The following is a 15,865-nucleotide window of genomic DNA, read 5'->3' on the forward strand; positions in this document are numbered from 1 at the left end:
ATGTGGGGCGTAGATGGCCGCGCCCCGCGTTCAAGTCGGCGGTAATCAGGTCGTTAAAATGATCTTTAATACGCGAATCGGCCTGCAACAGGCCGATTCGTGCGTGTAATACGGGCGGCAGCGACGGTTAGGGACGTCGCCGGATTCCGGTTTTCGTGTATATTGTAGCGATGGCACAGATGGCTCAAATCTCCTCGATTTCGAAACTGCACGGCAAAACGGCCCGTGTGGTTGAGCTCGCCATTACCACCAAAGCGCTGATTAAAACGATTACCCCGAAAACGATCACGAAACGCTGATCGTCCGTCGTGCCCGCTCATCTTCCCCGCGCGGTCACTGCGGGCAAAGATGCGGGGAAGTTTCCACTCGAAGGGTATGAAGTCATGAACGTAGGTCTCGTAGGTTGGCGCGGCATGGTCGGCAGCGTCCTGATGCAGCGTATGCAGCAGGAAGGCGATTTCGACTTGATCGAACCGGTGTTTTTCAGCACCAGCAACGCGGGCGGCAACGCGCCGTCGTTCGCCAAAAACGAGACCAAGCTCAAAGATGCGACAAGCATTGACGACCTGAAGAAGTGCGAAGCAATCATCTCCTGCCAGGGCGGCGACTACACGAACGAAGTGTTCCCGAAGCTGCGCGCGGCCGGCTGGAACGGCTACTGGATCGACGCGGCTTCGTCGCTGCGCATGAAGGACGACGCGGTCATCATTCTCGATCCGGTCAACCTCGACGTGATCAAGAACGCGCTGGTCAAGGGCCAAAAGAATTTCATCGGCGGTAACTGCACGGTCAGCCTGATGCTGATGGCGCTCGGCGGCCTGTTCCGCGAAAACCTCGTCGACTGGATGACGGCCATGACGTATCAGGCCGCCTCCGGCGCGGGCGCGCAGAACATGCGCGAACTGCTGTCGCAAATGGGCACGCTGCACGGCGCAGTGAAGAACGAACTCGCGGACCCGGCTTCGGCGATTCTCGATATCGACCGTCGCGTGCTCGAAGCGATGAACAGCGACAGCATGCCGACCGATCACTTCGGCGTGCCGCTCGCCGGCTCGCTGATTCCGTGGATCGACAAGGATCTCGGCAACGGCATGTCGAAGGAAGAGTGGAAGGGCGGCGCCGAAACCAACAAGATTCTCGGCAAGCCGGCCATGGGCACGCCGGGTTCGATCCCGGTCGACGGCCTGTGCGTGCGGATCGGCGCGATGCGTTGCCACTCGCAGGCGCTGACCATCAAGCTGAACAAGGACGTGCCGCTTGACGAAGTGAACAGCATCCTCGCTTCGGGCAACGACTGGGTGAAGGTGGTGCCGAACGAACGCGAAGCGTCGATGCGCGATCTGTCGCCGGCAGTGGTGACGGGCACGCTGACGGTGCCGGTCGGCCGCGTACGCAAGCTGGCCATGGGCGGCGAATATCTGTCGGCATTTACTGTCGGCGATCAGCTGTTGTGGGGCGCGGCCGAGCCGCTGCGCCGCATGCTTCGCATTGTGCTCGACAAGTAAAGTAAACTACGCGCTCACGACGCGTAGAAAACTCAAGAAGCGTCGCGCTTGCGCGGCGCTTTTTTCATTTGTGTGCTCCGATTATCTTGTCTCTTTATAACCGCAAAAAAGGGCCGCGCGCTGACGCGCCAGGAGTCCCGATGAAACCTCGACTCTCTTCCCTTCGGGCCATGTTTGCGCGCCCACGTACCGGCCGCCTCGCGGCCACGGCCGCTTTGGCGTTGATGCTGACGGGCGCCGGTTTGGGCAGCGCGATGGCCGCGCCCGGCGACGCCGCGAGCGCGCCCGAAGGCGCCACGGCATCTGCGGCTCAAGCCGCGTCGGCCTCTTATTCGGCGGGTGGGCAATACACGGTCAAGCCGGGGCAGTCGCTCAACGACGTGGCAATTGCCGTCACCCAATCACACGATCGCGCCACGCTCGCACGCGCGGCACGCGCTGTCTTCGACGCGAACCCGAACGCCTTCATGGGCCACGATCCGAGCCGGATGCGTCTGGGGGCGGTGCTGACGGTGCCGCCGCTGGACGCGTCGGGCGCAGTGGTTGCGGCGGCGGGTGCAACGCCAGCGGCTGCTGCTTCGGGGCCGGCGGCTGGCAGCGGGTCGTCGTCGAATGCTTCGGTCGCGGCGGCCGCGAGCGGCGCCGCGCAAGGCAATGCGGCGGCGAGCGCGCCAGGGGCGGAAACTCCCGCGACGCAGGCTGCGCCGTCGGCAGCGCCTGCGGTTCAGGCCAACGCCAATGGGGCATCGGACGCGGGTTCGGAAGCGTCGGCCGGGGCCGGCGCCGCGTCGTCGGAGGCTGCTGCTGGTGCGCAGCCGACGTCCGCCGCGAGCGGCACGCATGTTTGGGCGGGGTCCGTCCAGCCGTCAGCGAGCGAAGCCGCCAGCGCGGGCACGGGTGCATCGCAGCCGCGCGCGCAGGTGTCGAGCTTGCAGCAACTGCTCGCGCTCAAGAATCGCGTGCTGATGGAGTTGCAGAAGCATGGCATCGGCGGCTCGCCCGCGGCGCCGGCTGTGCAGTCGTCGGCGAGCGGCGTGCAACCGGCGGCGGGCGCATCGGCCCCGGCTGTCGTGTCGGGTCATCCGGGCGCTGCTGTGTCGACGTCGAACCAGGCCGGCCTTTCGCAGACGAACCTCGCCGTGGGCGCGGCGGTCGGCGCGGCGCTGGTCGTGCTGCTGACTGCGTTGCGTCTCGGTCGGCGCAAGCGCGAGCGTTTGGCCGACGCGCAGCGAGCGGAGGCGTCGGAGGCATCCGAGAAGGCTGCGGCGGCCAATGACGCCGCGCCGGTAGTTCCGGCTGCTATTCCCGTTGACATCGCCAAACGCGAACCCGAAGCCGACGCCGAAGACGCCGCGACCGCGCGCCACGCCGCAACGATGGCCGAGACGGAGCGCGAAGCGGCTGAAGGCGACGCCGCCGCCCGGGAAATGTCGGAGCGCATCGCGGCCGAGCGCGAGGCGGAAATCCGCACGGCGACCGCACGCGAGGCGGAGGCGAGCGAAGCGGCGGAGCAGGCGGCTGCGCAAGGCGCCGTCGAGCGCGAAGCGGCAGAACGCGCGATAGCCGACGAGGCTGCGCATGATCGCATCGCGGCTGAACAGGACCTCGACGCAGCGCGCCTGGCGGCTGAGCGATTGGCAGCGGAAAACGCCGTAACTGGCGCTAGCGCCAGCGAGGAAACCGCAGCCCAGCAAGCCGCGGCAGACGAGGCAACTGCAAGGCAAGTCCAACTCGCGTCGGAGCAGCCCGCGGCTGAACGCGTAGCGGCGCACGAGCCTGCATCGGAACAGGCAGATCGAGCGGCGCCTCATGAACCATCGGCGGCTTTCGAATCACACTCGCCGGAACAACCCGCTGCCTTCGACCAAAGCGGCCTCGCACCAGAAGAACACCGCCACAACCTGGACGACGCGACGACAGCCGCGAGCCTCGACGCCGCCGCCGAACTAGGCGCCGACGCGTTGCCGCGAGCGCCGCTTCAGCCGTTCAACGAGGCGTGGGAGCCCGAGCCGGTGTCCCATCGTCTGGAATGGGATGACGAGCCGTTGCCGCCCGAGCCGATGGAGCCGTCAATCCCGGAAGCACCGGCAACGCGCGCCCAAGTCGATCACGACCAGCCGCGCGCGCCCGCATCGGCGGAATTCCCGCGCGACGCGCTCACCGCGTTCGGCAGCCTCGATATGCCGTTGCCGCCGCGCGTCGGGTCCGCAGCTGAGACCGTGGGCGCACCGCAGTCGCTGAGCAGCCAGCCTGTCGCGTCGCCGGAAGCCACCGCGCGTCAAGCGGTGCCGCCGCCACCCAACGCCGAACAAGCGCCGCATGCCGCCGACGAAATCGCGGCCGGCACCGCCGGCCGTGGCGCCGTAGCGGGTCTCGGCGCGGGCACATTGGGCGCAGCGGGTTTCGGCGCGCTCAAGCTCGACTTCGACTTGGAACTCCCGCCGAGCCCCGCGCAGCCGCTGCCCGCGTTCACGCCGGCGGATCTTGCCCGCATCGCGCGAAACAAGCTCGATCTGGCCGCCGAGTACATCGAGCTGGGCGATCTTGCCGGCGCGCGCACGCTGATCAACGAAGTGATCGAAGCCAACGATCCGGCCACGCGCAACGATGCCCGCGCGTTGCTCTCGACGCTCGCTCCGTTGTCGTGAAGCGCATTGCTTTAGGCATTCAGTACGACGGATCGGCGTTCTGCGGATGGCAGTCGCAGCCGCATGGCAACACGGTTCAGGACGAACTGGAACGGGCGCTGCGCGAGTTCGCACAGACGCCTGTGCATACCGTCGTCGCGGGCAGGACGGATACGGGCGTGCATGGCCTCGGCCAGGTCGTGCACTTCGATACCGAACTCGAGCGGGCCGACGTCTCATGGGTCCGCGGCACGAATACGTTTTTGCCCAAGACGATTTCCGTGCAATGGGCCAAGCCGATGCCCGAGGCGTTCCACGCGCGGTTTTCCGCGTTCGAGCGCACTTATTACTATCTGCTGTACGTGCATCCGGTGCGTTCGCCGATGCTGGCGGCGCGGGCGGGTTGGGTGCACACGCCGCTCGACATTGAAGCGATGCGGGCGGCGGCGGCTCATCTGATCGGCGAGCACGACTTTTCGGCGTTCCGCTCGTCGCAATGCCAGGCGAAGACGCCGATCAAGCATCTGCATCAGATCGACATCGAACAGCACGGCGACTTCGTGCATTTCCGTTTCCGGGCTAACGCGTTTTTGCATCACATGGTGCGCAACCTGATGGGATGCCTGGTGTATATCGGCAAGAAGCGTCGTCCGGTCGAGTGGATGGCCGAGGTGCTCGCGAGCCGCGATCGCGAGTCGGCGGCGCCGACCTTCATGCCGGACGGGTTGTATCTCGCGCAGGTGGGCTATCCTGAGCACTTCGACGTGCCCGCGCCGCAGACCGGCAGCGTGCCGTGGAGCACCGTATGGAACGAGCAGGCACACACATGAGTTCGACTGAAAACCTCGCAGCAGCGTCAGAGTCAGATACGGGCGCCGCACAGCAAGCCGTGCCCCGGCGCACGCGCATCAAGCTGTGCGGCCTGTCGAATCCGGCCGACGTCAACCACGCGATCGAGTTGGGCGCGGACGCCATCGGCCTCGTGTTCTATCCGCCAAGTCCGCGCTCGGTGAGCGTCGCGCAGGCTGTCGAAATCATGCAGGATGTGCCGCCGTTCGTGTCGGTAGTCGGCTTGTTCGTGAATCCGTCGCCGGAATGGGTGCGCGAAGTGGTCAGCAACGTCGGGCTGTCGCTGTTGCAATTTCACGGCGACGAGACCGCTGAACAGTGCGAATCGCTCGCCGGCATTGCGGGTTTGCCTTGGTTGCGCGCGCTGCGCGTTGCGGCGGATACTCGACCGGCCGATTTGGTAGAATCGGCTCTCAACTATTCAGGCGCCAATGGCTTTCTGTTCGACACTCACGTCGAAGGCTATGGCGGCGGCGGGAAGGTTTTCGATTGGTCACTTATTCCAGCAGAGCTCGCGCGTCGGGCCGTTTTGAGTGGTGGGTTGAACGCGCAAAACGTCAGTGATGCGATCCATCGCGTGCGCCCGTACGCGGTCGATGTCTCGAGCGGCATCGAAGTGCCGGGCGCCAAGGGCGTGAAAGATCACGCCCGGATGGCGGCGTTCGTACGCGCAGTGCGCGCGGCGGACGCCGGATGATTCCGCGGCGCGGCGCTCCAAAAAGCTCGCCGCGCGCCACGAAAAGAGTGATCCACATGTATAACTTGCCTGACGAAAGAGGCCATTTCGGCCAGTTTGGCGGCGTGTTCGTCGCCGAAACGCTGGTTCACGCGCTCGACGAGCTGCGCGCAGCCTACGAGAAATTCCAGAAAGATCCTGAGTTTGTCGCCGAGTACGAGCGCGAGCTGAAGTACTTCGTCGGCCGGCCTTCGCCGATTTATCACGCGCAGCGCTGGAGCGAGATGCTCGGCGGCGCGCAGATTTTTCTGAAGCGCGAAGACCTCAACCACACCGGCGCGCACAAGATCAATAACGTGATCGGCCAGGCGCTGCTCGCGAAGCGCATGGGCAAACCGCGCGTGATCGCTGAGACCGGCGCCGGGCAGCACGGCGTTGCCACCGCGACCATCGCCGCGCGTTTCGGCATGGAGTGCATCGTCTACATGGGCGCCGAAGACGTGCGCCGCCAGGCCGCCAACGTCTACCGCATGAAACTGCTGGGCGCGACCGTGGTGCCGGTCGAGTCGGGCTCGCGCACGCTGAAAGACGCGCTGAACGAGGCCATGCGCGACTGGGTGACCAACGTCGAAAACACGTTCTACATCATTGGTACGGTGGCGGGGCCGCATCCTTACCCGATGATGGTGCGCGACTTCCAGCGCGTGATCGGTGACGAGTGCAAGGTGCAGATGCCCGAGCTCATCGGGCGGCAACCGGACGCGGTGATTGCGTGCGTGGGCGGCGGTTCGAACGCGATGGGTATCTTTTATCCGTATATCGACGATACTTCGGTGCAGTTGATCGGCGTCGAAGCGGCCGGCGACGGCATCGAGTCCGGTCGTCACGCCGCTTCGCTGATCGGCGGCAGCCCCGGCGTGCTGCACGGCAATCGCACGTATCTGCTGCAGGACGAGAACGGCCAGATCATCGAGACGCATTCGGTGTCCGCCGGCCTCGACTATCCGGGCGTCGGGCCCGAGCACGCGTGGCTAAAAGAGAGCAACCGCGCGCAATACGTCGGCATCACCGACGAAGAAGCGCTCAAGGCGTTCCACGACTGCTGCCGCATCGAGGGCATTATTCCGGCGCTGGAGTCGAGTCACGCGCTGGCTTACGCCACGAAGCTCGCGCCGACGCTGGCCAAAGACAAGCACCTGCTGGTGAACCTGTCCGGCCGCGGCGATAAGGACATGCACACGGTCGCGGAGCGATCGGGCATCCAGTTCTGAGCGCCGCCACGATGCGCGACGAGTTCGACGAGCCGCAGCCGGCGACCAGTGAAACGACGCCGGCCGGCGAGCTTCTGGCGCCCGAGGCGCCTGCGCTGCTGTTGCCGCAGGTGCCCGCGGGCATCCAGTTGTTGAACCGCGATTTCCTGACCGATGTAGCGAATATTCCCGACGCGTCGATCGACCTGATTCTTTGCGACCCGCCATATGGGCTCGGCAAGGACTACGGCAACGACTCCGACATGCGCACCGGCGACGACTTCCTCGCCTGGACGCGTGGCTGGCTCGAGCTTGCTATCCCGAAGCTCAAGCCGTCGGGCTCGCTCTACATCTTCTGCACTTGGCAGTACGCGCCGGAAATCTTCAGCTTCCTGAAGACAAAGCTCACGATGATCAACGAAATCATCTGGGACCGGCGCGTGCCGAGCATGGGCGGAACGACGCGCCGATTCACCTCGGTGCACGACAACATCGGTTTCTTCGCGGTGTCGAAAGATTACTACTTCGACCTCGATCCCGTCCGCATCCCGTACGATGCCGTCACGAAGAAGGCGCGTTCGCGTAAATTGTTCGAAGGCAGTAAGTGGCTGGAGCTTGGCTATAATCCAAAGGACGTCTGGTCTGTATCGAGGCTGCATCGGCAACACGCCGAACGCGTCGATCATCCCACGCAAAAGCCTTTGGAGATTGTCGAGCGAATGGTGCTGGCCAGTTGTCCGAAGGGCGGCCGCGTGCTCGACCCTTTCATGGGCAGCGGCACCACCGCAGTCGCTTGCGCCCGCCAGCAGCGCGAATTCGTCGGCTATGAGATCAATGAAAGTTACTGCGCGATAGCGCGGGAACGCGTCAGCGCGGCTGCTGCCGCGCCCGCCGCGCGTCGGCCGGCCAAAGCCAAAACGCAACGGCAAGCCGAAGTGCAATAACCCGACGCGCAGCGCAGTAGCTCAATCGAGAACAACTCCATGTCCCGTATCAAGAACACGTTCGCCGCACTGTCCGAGCAGGGCAAAAAAGGCCTGATTCCTTTCATGACGGCCGGCGACCCCGACCCGGCCCGCACGGTCGAATTCATGCATGCGCTCGCCGCCGGCGGCGCGGATGTCATCGAACTCGGTGTGCCGTTTTCCGATCCGATGGCGGACGGTCCTGTGATCCAGCAATCGTCCGAGCGGGCACTCGCACACGGCGTGTCGCTGCGCCATGTGATCGCCGATGTGAAACGCTTTCGCGAAACCAACGACACGACGCCGGTCGTGCTGATGGGCTACGCCAATCCGATCGAGCGCATGGGCACCGAAGCCTTCGCGCAGGCGGCGAAGGAAGCCGGCGTCGACGGCGTGCTGGTGGTCGACTATCCGCCCGAAGAATGCGCTAACTTCGCCGAAAAAATGCGTTCGGCGGGGATCGATCCGATCTTTTTGCTGGCGCCCACGTCGACTGACGAGCGCATCGCCGAAGTCGGCAAGATCGCGAGCGGTTACGTCTATTACGTGTCGCTGAAAGGCGTGACCGGAGCGGCAAATCTGGACGTTTCCAGCATCGCGAGTAAAATCCCGGCGATCAAGTCGCGCGTGCCCCTACCGGTGGGCGTCGGTTTTGGCATCCGTGACGCGGAAACGGCGCGTCTCGTGGGCGAAGTTTCCGATGCCGTCGTGATCGGTAGCCGTATCGTGCAATTGCTCGAGCAGGCGGCCCCCGAAACCGCTGTCGAAACGCTCACGCGTTTCATCGCAGAGGTGCGCGAGGCGCTCGATAGCGTCGCGACTGCCCGATAACAGTGATTTTGTCGTCTGTAGTGTGAGCGGCGGGTTTGTCCCGCCGTTTGCGCAACCGTTGACCCCAGAAGGATTCAATATGAGCTGGCTCGATAAGCTGCTGCCGCCAAAAATCAAACAAACCGACCCGAAGAGCCGCAAGGGGATTCCGGAAGGCCTGTGGATCAAGTGCCCGTCGTGCGAAGCCGTGCTGTATCGCAACGACGTCGAGGCCAATCTGCATGTTTGCCCGAAGTGCGACCACCACATGCGCATTGGCGCGCGCGAGCGGCTCGACGGCCTGCTGGACCCGGAAGGGCGCTATGAAATCGGCCAGGAGATCGTTCCGGTCGACGCGCTCAAGTTCAAGGACAGCCGCAAGTACCCGGACCGCCTGAAAGAGGCGATGGACGACACCGACGAAACCGACGCGATGGTCGTCACGGGCGGCGCGATCCACACGTTGCCGGTCGTGGTGGCCTGCTTCGAGTTCTCGTTCATGGGCGGCTCGATGGGCTCGGTGGTCGGCGAGCGCTTTGCGCGCGGCGCGCAGAACGCGCTCGAGCAAAAGGTGCCGTTTATCTGCTTCACCGCATCGGGCGGCGCGCGGATGCAGGAAAGCCTGCTCTCGCTGATGCAAATGGCCAAGACCACGGCGATGTTGACGAAGCTGGCCGAGGCCAAGCTGCCGTTCATCTCGGTGCTGACCGATCCGACCATGGGCGGCGTGTCCGCGAGTTTCGCGTTTCTCGGCGACGTCGTGATCGCCGAACCCAAGGCGCTGATCGGCTTCGCCGGCCCGCGCGTGATCGAACAGACCGTGCGCGAAAAGCTGCCTGAAGGCTTCCAGCGCGCGGAGTTTCTGCTGACGAAGGGTGCGATCGACATGATCGTGGACCGCCGCAAGCTGCGCGAGGAACTCGCTCAATTGATGGCGCTGTTGAGCCATCAGCCGGCGGACGCCGTCGCGTAAGCTGCGAAGGCCAACGACAGACGTCTTCGTCGTCGGGAAAAACGCAAAAAACAGCGCGCCGCTTGAGCAATCAAGCGGCGCGCTGTCATTTCCGGGATAATCACGGTCTCACATACTGCGCGAGGCGCTGCGCCGCGCATGTTTGCCACACCGCTCAATGATTTTCTCGCGATTCACCCGATGACCACATTCCCCACCCTCGACGCGTGGCTCACGCATCTCGAATCCGCGCATCCGGTCGGCATCGACATGGGGCTCGCGCGAATCAGCCAGGTTCGCGACGCGATGCAGTTCTCGTTTGCGTGCCCGGTCATCACGGTTGGCGGGACGAACGGCAAGGGCTCGACCTGCGCGATTCTCGAATCAATCCTGCTGCGCGCCGGTTTCACGGTGGGCTGTCACACGTCGCCGCATTTGCTGTCGTTCAACGAGCGCGCGCGGATCAACGGCCAGATGGCGACGGATGCCGATCTGCTCGAGCACTTCGAGAAGGTCGAGGCCGCGCGTTCAAGCCTCGCCCAACCGGTGTCGCTAACGTATTTCGAATTCACGACGCTCGCGATCATGAGCCTGTTCGCGTCGCGCGGACTGGACGCGGTGATCTTCGAAGTGGGCCTCGGCGGGCGCCTTGACGCCGTCAATATTCTCGACACCGACTGCGCGATCATCACCAGTATCGACATCGATCACACCGAATATCTCGGCGACACGCGCGAGAAAATCGCGCTCGAAAAGGCGGGCATTTTCCGCCCCGGCAAGCCGGCGATCTGCGCGGACCCGGTGCCGCCGCAAACGCTGATCGACCACGCGGAGCAGATCGGCGCCGAACTGTGGCTATTCGGCCGCGACTTCCGCTACGAAGGCCAGGCCGGCAGCGAGCGTCAGCAATGGAATTACGTCGGCCCGACGCTGCGGCGCTCGGCGCTTGCCTATCCGGCGTTGCGCGGCGCGAATCAATTGATCAACACGTCCGCTGCATTGGCCGGACTCGAGGCGCTGCGCGACCGGTTGCCGGTTTCGGCCCAGGATATCCGGCTCGGGCTCGCGAACGTCGAGTTGCCTGGCCGTTTCCAGGTCCTGCCGGGCAAGCCGGCGGTCGTGCTGGACGTCGGCCACAATCCGCACGCGGCCGCCGTGCTGGGCCAGAATCTCGGCAATATGGGCTTTTTTCCGTACACCTACGGCGTGTTCGGCATGATGGGCGATAAAGACATCGCCGGCGTGCTCGCGCATCTGAAGGGCGAAATCGATCACTGGTGCGTGACCGATCTGCCCACGCCGCGAGCGGCCTCGGCCGGGCAACTGGAAGCCGCGTTGCGCGAGCAGGGCGTGGAAGACAGCGCCGACAGCAGCGTCACGCGTTACGCCAACCCCGCCGACGCGTACCAAGATGCGCTAAAGCGGGCGTCAGAGAATGATAGAATCGTGGTTTTCGGCAGTTTCTATACGGTAGCAGGCGTGATGGCCTACCGTAAATCGCAGCAACACTGAACGGGCGCCACGCTCGAACCAAGCGATTCATGGGAATTTTCTCGTTCGGCAAGAAAGACGACGCGCCAAGCCGGCGCGGCGCAAACACCAGTTCCACCCGGGCCGCCCGTAGCGAGCGCGTGGAGCGGCGGACCCGCCGCACCGAGCGCACCGTCGATGCCGATGCGATGCTGCTCGACCCCACGTTGCCGGAAAAGCAGCGCGCGCGGCGGCGGCTCGTCGGCGCGATCGCGATGGTCGTCGCGGCAGTGGTCGTCCTGCCGATGGTGCTCGACTCGCACCCCAAGCCCGTTACCGACGACATTTCCATCGACATCCCCAGTCGTCCCGCACCGAAACTCGCAAAGCACGAAATCGACACGCAGGCTGGCGTCGCGCCGGACAATCCGACGCCGGACGCGGCACTCGCCGCTTCGAGCCTCGCGCCGGCCGCGCAAGCGCCGTCGAAGGACACCAGGCGGGCCGACGCGAACGCAGCTTCGGCGTCCGCCGCGAAGCCTGCTACGAAGCCGCAGGCGCCCGCCGTCGCAGCCAACACCGCGCCGACACCGGCGCCCGCCACATCGACAGCGCCCGCCGTGACGGCGAAGCCGACCAGCAAGCCGGCAACCCGCAGCAATGCCACGGCCGCCGCGCCATCCGCGGATGAAAACAACGTCGCCGCGAGTGCAGACGCGAATTCGGGCACGCCAGCCTCGCCGCCAGGCAACCGTTTCGCCGTCCAGCTCGGCGCTTTTGCAAACGAAGCCAATGCGCGCAACTGGGCAAGCAAGTTGAAAGCGGCGGGAGTGCCCGCATATACCGAACATCGGAAGCAGGCTGACGGCTCGACGCTCACGCTGTTGCGCGCCGGACCATTCGCGGATCGCGCGGCGGCAAGCGCCGCCATCGCGAAGGTTCGCGAGGCAGGTCTGGGTTCGGGCACGAACAACGGCGCTAGCCAGTAAAGCGAGCGATGTTCACTGCCTTCGACTACGCTGTAATGGCGGTGATCGGTTTGTCGGCCTTGCGCGGCACATGGCGCGGGTTTTTGTCCGAGGTGTTCGGGCTGATCGGCTGGATCGCGGCGTTTTTCATTGCCTGCCGCTTCGTCGGTTATGTCGTGCCGTATATCCCGTCCACGTGGCCGGGCGGCGCGCTGACCCAGTGGCTGTTGGCCTTCGCGCTCGTGGCGATCGGCGTGGTGCTGGTGGCGAGCGTGCTGAATGCGCTCCTGAGCCGCATCGTGCAGGCTTCGGGCTTGAGCGGCGTGGACCGCTCGCTCGGTTTGATGTTCGGCCTCGTACGAGGGGTCGTTCTGGTGCTGATTCTGGTCGCCCTCGCAGGCCTGACCGAACTGCCCCAACAGGAATTCTGGCGCAACGCCTTGCTGCGGCCATATGCGGTAGAGGGCGTGCACGTAATGAAACCGCTGCTTCCGGAAACGCTCGCTGCGTACGTCCGCGTGTGACGATCAGTTAAGCGAAAAGGGAACGCGGCAGGACTCCGGCTCAAACCGGTTGCCTTGTCATCATGTCGCGAACCGTCGCGGCATATCGCGCGCGCTTCGCGAGGCACCGGCCGCTCTGACGAATTTCGTACCTTTGAAGGACATGCCATGTGCGGCATCGTAGGCGTAGTTTCCCATTCTCCGGTCAACCAGCTGATCTATGACAGCCTGCTGCTTTTGCAGCACCGCGGTCAGGACGCCGCCGGCATCGCGACAGCGAACGGCAGCAATTTCCACATGCACAAGGCCAACGGCATGGTGCGCGACGTGTTCCGCACGCGCAACATGCGCAGCCTGCCGGGCAACACCGGCATCGGCCAGGTGCGCTACCCGACGGCCGGCTCGGCGTCGAGCGAAGAAGAAGCGCAGCCGTTCTACGTGAACGCGCCGTTCGGCATCATCCTCGCGCACAACGGCAATCTGACCAACTGGCAGCAGTTGAAAGATGAGATGTTCCGCATCGACCGCCGCCACATCAACACCAATTCCGACACGGAAGTCATGCTCAACGTGCTCGCGCACGAATTGCAGCTTTCGAGCTCGGGCCTGCAGCTCGATCCGGCGGCGCTCTTCAAGGCGGTGTCGGGCGTGCATCGGCGGGTGCGCGGTTCGTATGCGATTGTTTCGCTGATCGCCGGTTACGGCCTGCTCGCTTTCCGCGACCCGTTCGGCATTCGCCCGCTGTGTCTCGGCAAGCAGGAGACGGCGGAAGGCGTCGAATGGATTCTGGCGTCGGAATCGGTGGCGATCGAAGGTATCGGCTTCGAATTCGTGCGCGACGTGGCGCCGGGCGAAGCGGTGTTTATCGACCTCGACGGCAACCTGCACTCGCAGCAATGCGCGACGAACCCGAGCCTGAACCCGTGCATTTTCGAACTCGTGTATCTCGCGCGTCCGGACTCGGTGCTCGACGGCGTGCCGGTTTATAACGTGCGTCTGCGCATGGGCGATTATCTCGCCGAGAAAATCAGGCGCGAATTGCCCGACGTCGCGATCGACGTCGTTATGCCGATTCCCGATTCGTCCCGTCCGGCCGCGATGCAGGTCGCGAAGAAGCTGGGCGTCGAGTACCGCGAAGGCTTCTTCAAGAACCGTTACGTGGGCCGCACCTTCATCATGCCGGGCCAGGCGGTGCGCAAGAAGTCGGTGCGCCAGAAGCTGAACGCAATGGGCATCGAGTTCAAGGGCAAGAATGTGCTGATCGTCGACGATTCCATCGTGCGCGGCACCACCTCGCATGAAATCGTGCAGATGGCGCGCGATGCCGGCGCGAACAAGGTGATCTTCGCTTCGGCGGCGCCGCCGGTGAAGTTCCCGAACGTCTACGGTATCGACATGCCGACGCGCGGCGAGCTGGTCGCGCATGGCCGCTCGGACGAAGAAGTCGCGCGCATGATCGGCGCGGATCATCTCGTGTATCAGGACGTCGACGCCCTCAAGCAGGCCGTGCGCGACATCAATCCGGCGCTGAAGGAGTTCGAGGCTTCGTGCTTCGACGGCAACTACGTGACCGGCGACGTGACGACCGAGTATCTCGACCGCATCGAAACCGCGCGCCTTGCGCCGTCGTCGCAATCGGATCGCGACGCCGCGAGCGAAGCCATCGACGGCGGCGGTCCCGCTCGCTCGCAGTTGCACTTGCAGTTGTCGGTAGGTTAAATGCCGACCGCGCGTTCGCGGCATCGCGTGCGTCGCTGCACGCCGCGCCGCGAGCGTGTTAGCATGATGGCTTGCGTCGATTTGATCTCAGCTTGCGGACGCGGGGCAACCCGAAACAGCTAAAGCGAATGGTGGAAAAGCCGCACTTGTCCGCCTCCGCTCCAGCTTTCCCCGCACATGAAGCCCGTTTGTACCGACGCAAAAAGCGCCGGCGCAAAGCGGGCTTTTTTGTTACTGCCGTTCGACCACGCGGTCTGGTTGCATGACGCAAGCCGCGCGCCGAATGCAGTCATGGAACTTTGGAAACCACAACGACTATGGACGACTCCCTGAACTTCGATACGCTGGCAGTCCGCTCCGGCACGGTGCGCAGCGACTTCAACGAGCATTCCGAAGCGATCTTCCTCACTTCGAGCTTCGTCTTCGCGAGTGCCGCGGACGCAGCCGAGCGCTTCAAGAAGTCCGAGGACTATTACACGTACTCGCGTTTCACGAACCCGACCGTCTCGATGTTCCAGGACCGTCTGGCCGCGCTCGAAGGCGGCGAAGCCTGCATGGCGACGGCTTCGGGAATGGCCGCGATCATGTCGGTGGTGATGTCCACGCTGCAGGCCGGCGACCATCTGGTCAGCTCGCAGGCGCTGTTCGGCTCGACGCTCGGCATGTTCTCGCAGATCTTCAGCAAGTTCGGCATCACGACGACGTTTGTCGATCCGACCGATCTCGATGCGTGGAAAAACGCCGTGCGTCCCGAGACGAAGATGTTCTTCCTCGAAACGCCGTCGAATCCGCTGACCGAGATCGCCGACATCGAGGCGATCAGCAAGATCGCGAAGGCGGCGAATGCGCTCTTCGTCGTGGATAACTGTTTTTGCAGCCCGGCGTTGCAGCAGCCGCTGAAGCTCGGCGCGGACGTGGTCATGCATTCGGCCACCAAGTTCCTCGACGGCCAGGGGCGCGTGCTCGGCGGCGCGCTGGTCGGCTCGAAGAAGTTCATCATGGAAAAGGTCTTTCCGTTCGTGCGCAGCGCCGGGCCGACGCTGTCCGCATTCAACGCGTGGGTGCTGCTCAAGGGCCTGGAAACGTTGTCGCTGCGCGTCGAAAAGCAGTCGGCGAATGCGCTTGAACTCGCGCGCTGGCTCGACTCGCATCCTGCCGTGAAGCGCGTGTTCTATCCCGGTCTCGAATCGCATCCGCAACACGCGCTCGCGATGCGTCAGCAGAAGGCGGGCGGCGCGATCGTTTCGTTCGAGTTGAAGGGCGACACGCCCGAGCAGATGCGCGCGAACGCGTGGCGCGTGATCGACAGCACGAAGATTTGCTCGATCACGGGCAACCTCGGCGACACGCGCACGACCATCACGCATCCGGCGACGACAACGCATGGCCGGGTGACGCCCGAAGCGCGAGAAGCGGCCGGCATCACCGAGGGTCTGATTCGTCTCGCGGTGGGATTGGAGAATCCGGCGGATATTCGCGCCGATCTGGAGCGCGGCCTCGCTGGCTGAGTGCTGAGTTATCGCAGAGAGTAGGTATAGGGCGCGCTGAGCTTATTGGCCAGCGCGCTTTTT

Annotated in this window: 13 protein-coding genes; all 13 read left to right on the forward strand. The window is 64.4% G+C overall.

Annotated elements, in window-relative coordinates:
* Positions 1-383: 383 nt before the first annotated feature.
* The 13 genes from asd to P0D87_RS27910 all read left to right on the forward strand — a co-directional run bounded on the left by asd (position 384) and on the right by P0D87_RS27910 (position 15,802).
* Positions 384-1,505 (forward strand): aspartate-semialdehyde dehydrogenase, encoded by a 1,122-nt coding sequence (gene asd / locus P0D87_RS27850; RefSeq protein WP_053859695.1) that lies wholly within the window; start codon positions 384-386, stop codon positions 1,503-1,505.
* 140 nt (positions 1,506-1,645) lie between these two features.
* On the forward strand, positions 1,646-4,153 hold the full coding sequence (locus P0D87_RS27855; RefSeq protein ID WP_053859694.1) for a FimV C-terminal domain-containing protein: 2,508 nt from the start codon (positions 1,646-1,648) through the stop codon (positions 4,151-4,153).
* Entirely contained in the window at positions 4,150-4,962 is an 813-nt protein-coding gene (gene truA, locus P0D87_RS27860; RefSeq protein ID WP_053859693.1) for a tRNA pseudouridine(38-40) synthase TruA, read from the forward strand. The genes P0D87_RS27855 and truA overlap by 4 nt, the downstream gene beginning before the upstream one ends.
* On the forward strand, positions 4,959-5,678 hold the full coding sequence (locus tag P0D87_RS27865) for a phosphoribosylanthranilate isomerase (protein WP_044020329.1): 720 nt from the start codon (positions 4,959-4,961) through the stop codon (positions 5,676-5,678). The genes truA and P0D87_RS27865 overlap by 4 nt, the downstream gene beginning before the upstream one ends.
* A 56-nt stretch (positions 5,679-5,734) precedes the next feature.
* Positions 5,735-6,928 (forward strand): tryptophan synthase subunit beta, encoded by a 1,194-nt coding sequence (trpB, locus tag P0D87_RS27870; protein WP_029971417.1) that lies wholly within the window; start codon positions 5,735-5,737, stop codon positions 6,926-6,928.
* An 11-nt stretch (positions 6,929-6,939) separates the two neighbouring features.
* A complete protein-coding gene (locus P0D87_RS27875; RefSeq protein WP_053859692.1) occupies positions 6,940-7,851 on the forward strand; it encodes a DNA-methyltransferase in 912 nt (303 codons plus the stop codon).
* Between the two features lie 39 nt (positions 7,852-7,890).
* Positions 7,891-8,703 carry a tryptophan synthase subunit alpha gene (gene trpA, locus P0D87_RS27880; protein WP_029971419.1) on the forward strand — a complete coding sequence of 271 codons (813 nt, stop codon included), beginning with the start codon at positions 7,891-7,893 and terminating at the stop codon, positions 8,701-8,703.
* 79 nt (positions 8,704-8,782) lie between these two features.
* Positions 8,783-9,655 (forward strand): acetyl-CoA carboxylase, carboxyltransferase subunit beta, encoded by an 873-nt coding sequence (gene accD, locus P0D87_RS27885; RefSeq protein ID WP_053859691.1) that lies wholly within the window; start codon positions 8,783-8,785, stop codon positions 9,653-9,655.
* Positions 9,656-9,835: 180 nt separating this feature from the next.
* Positions 9,836-11,146, forward strand: a complete 1,311-nt coding sequence (gene folC, locus P0D87_RS27890) for a bifunctional tetrahydrofolate synthase/dihydrofolate synthase (protein ID WP_053860779.1) — start codon at positions 9,836-9,838, stop codon at positions 11,144-11,146.
* A 29-nt stretch (positions 11,147-11,175) separates the two neighbouring features.
* Entirely contained in the window at positions 11,176-12,093 is a 918-nt protein-coding gene (locus tag P0D87_RS27895) for an SPOR domain-containing protein (protein ID WP_053859690.1), read from the forward strand.
* An 8-nt stretch (positions 12,094-12,101) separates the two neighbouring features.
* Positions 12,102-12,596 carry a CvpA family protein gene (locus P0D87_RS27900; protein ID WP_053859689.1) on the forward strand — a complete coding sequence of 165 codons (495 nt, stop codon included), beginning with the start codon at positions 12,102-12,104 and terminating at the stop codon, positions 12,594-12,596.
* 147 nt (positions 12,597-12,743) lie between these two features.
* A complete protein-coding gene (gene purF / locus P0D87_RS27905; protein WP_029971422.1) occupies positions 12,744-14,294 on the forward strand; it encodes an amidophosphoribosyltransferase in 1,551 nt (516 codons plus the stop codon).
* 317 nt (positions 14,295-14,611) lie between these two features.
* A complete protein-coding gene (locus tag P0D87_RS27910; protein WP_053859688.1) occupies positions 14,612-15,802 on the forward strand; it encodes an O-succinylhomoserine sulfhydrylase in 1,191 nt (396 codons plus the stop codon).
* Positions 15,803-15,865: the final 63 nt, after the last annotated feature.

The organism is Paraburkholderia sp. RL17-368-BIF-A (assembly GCF_046054045.1).
Classification (GTDB): domain Bacteria; phylum Pseudomonadota; class Gammaproteobacteria; order Burkholderiales; family Burkholderiaceae; genus Paraburkholderia; species Paraburkholderia graminis.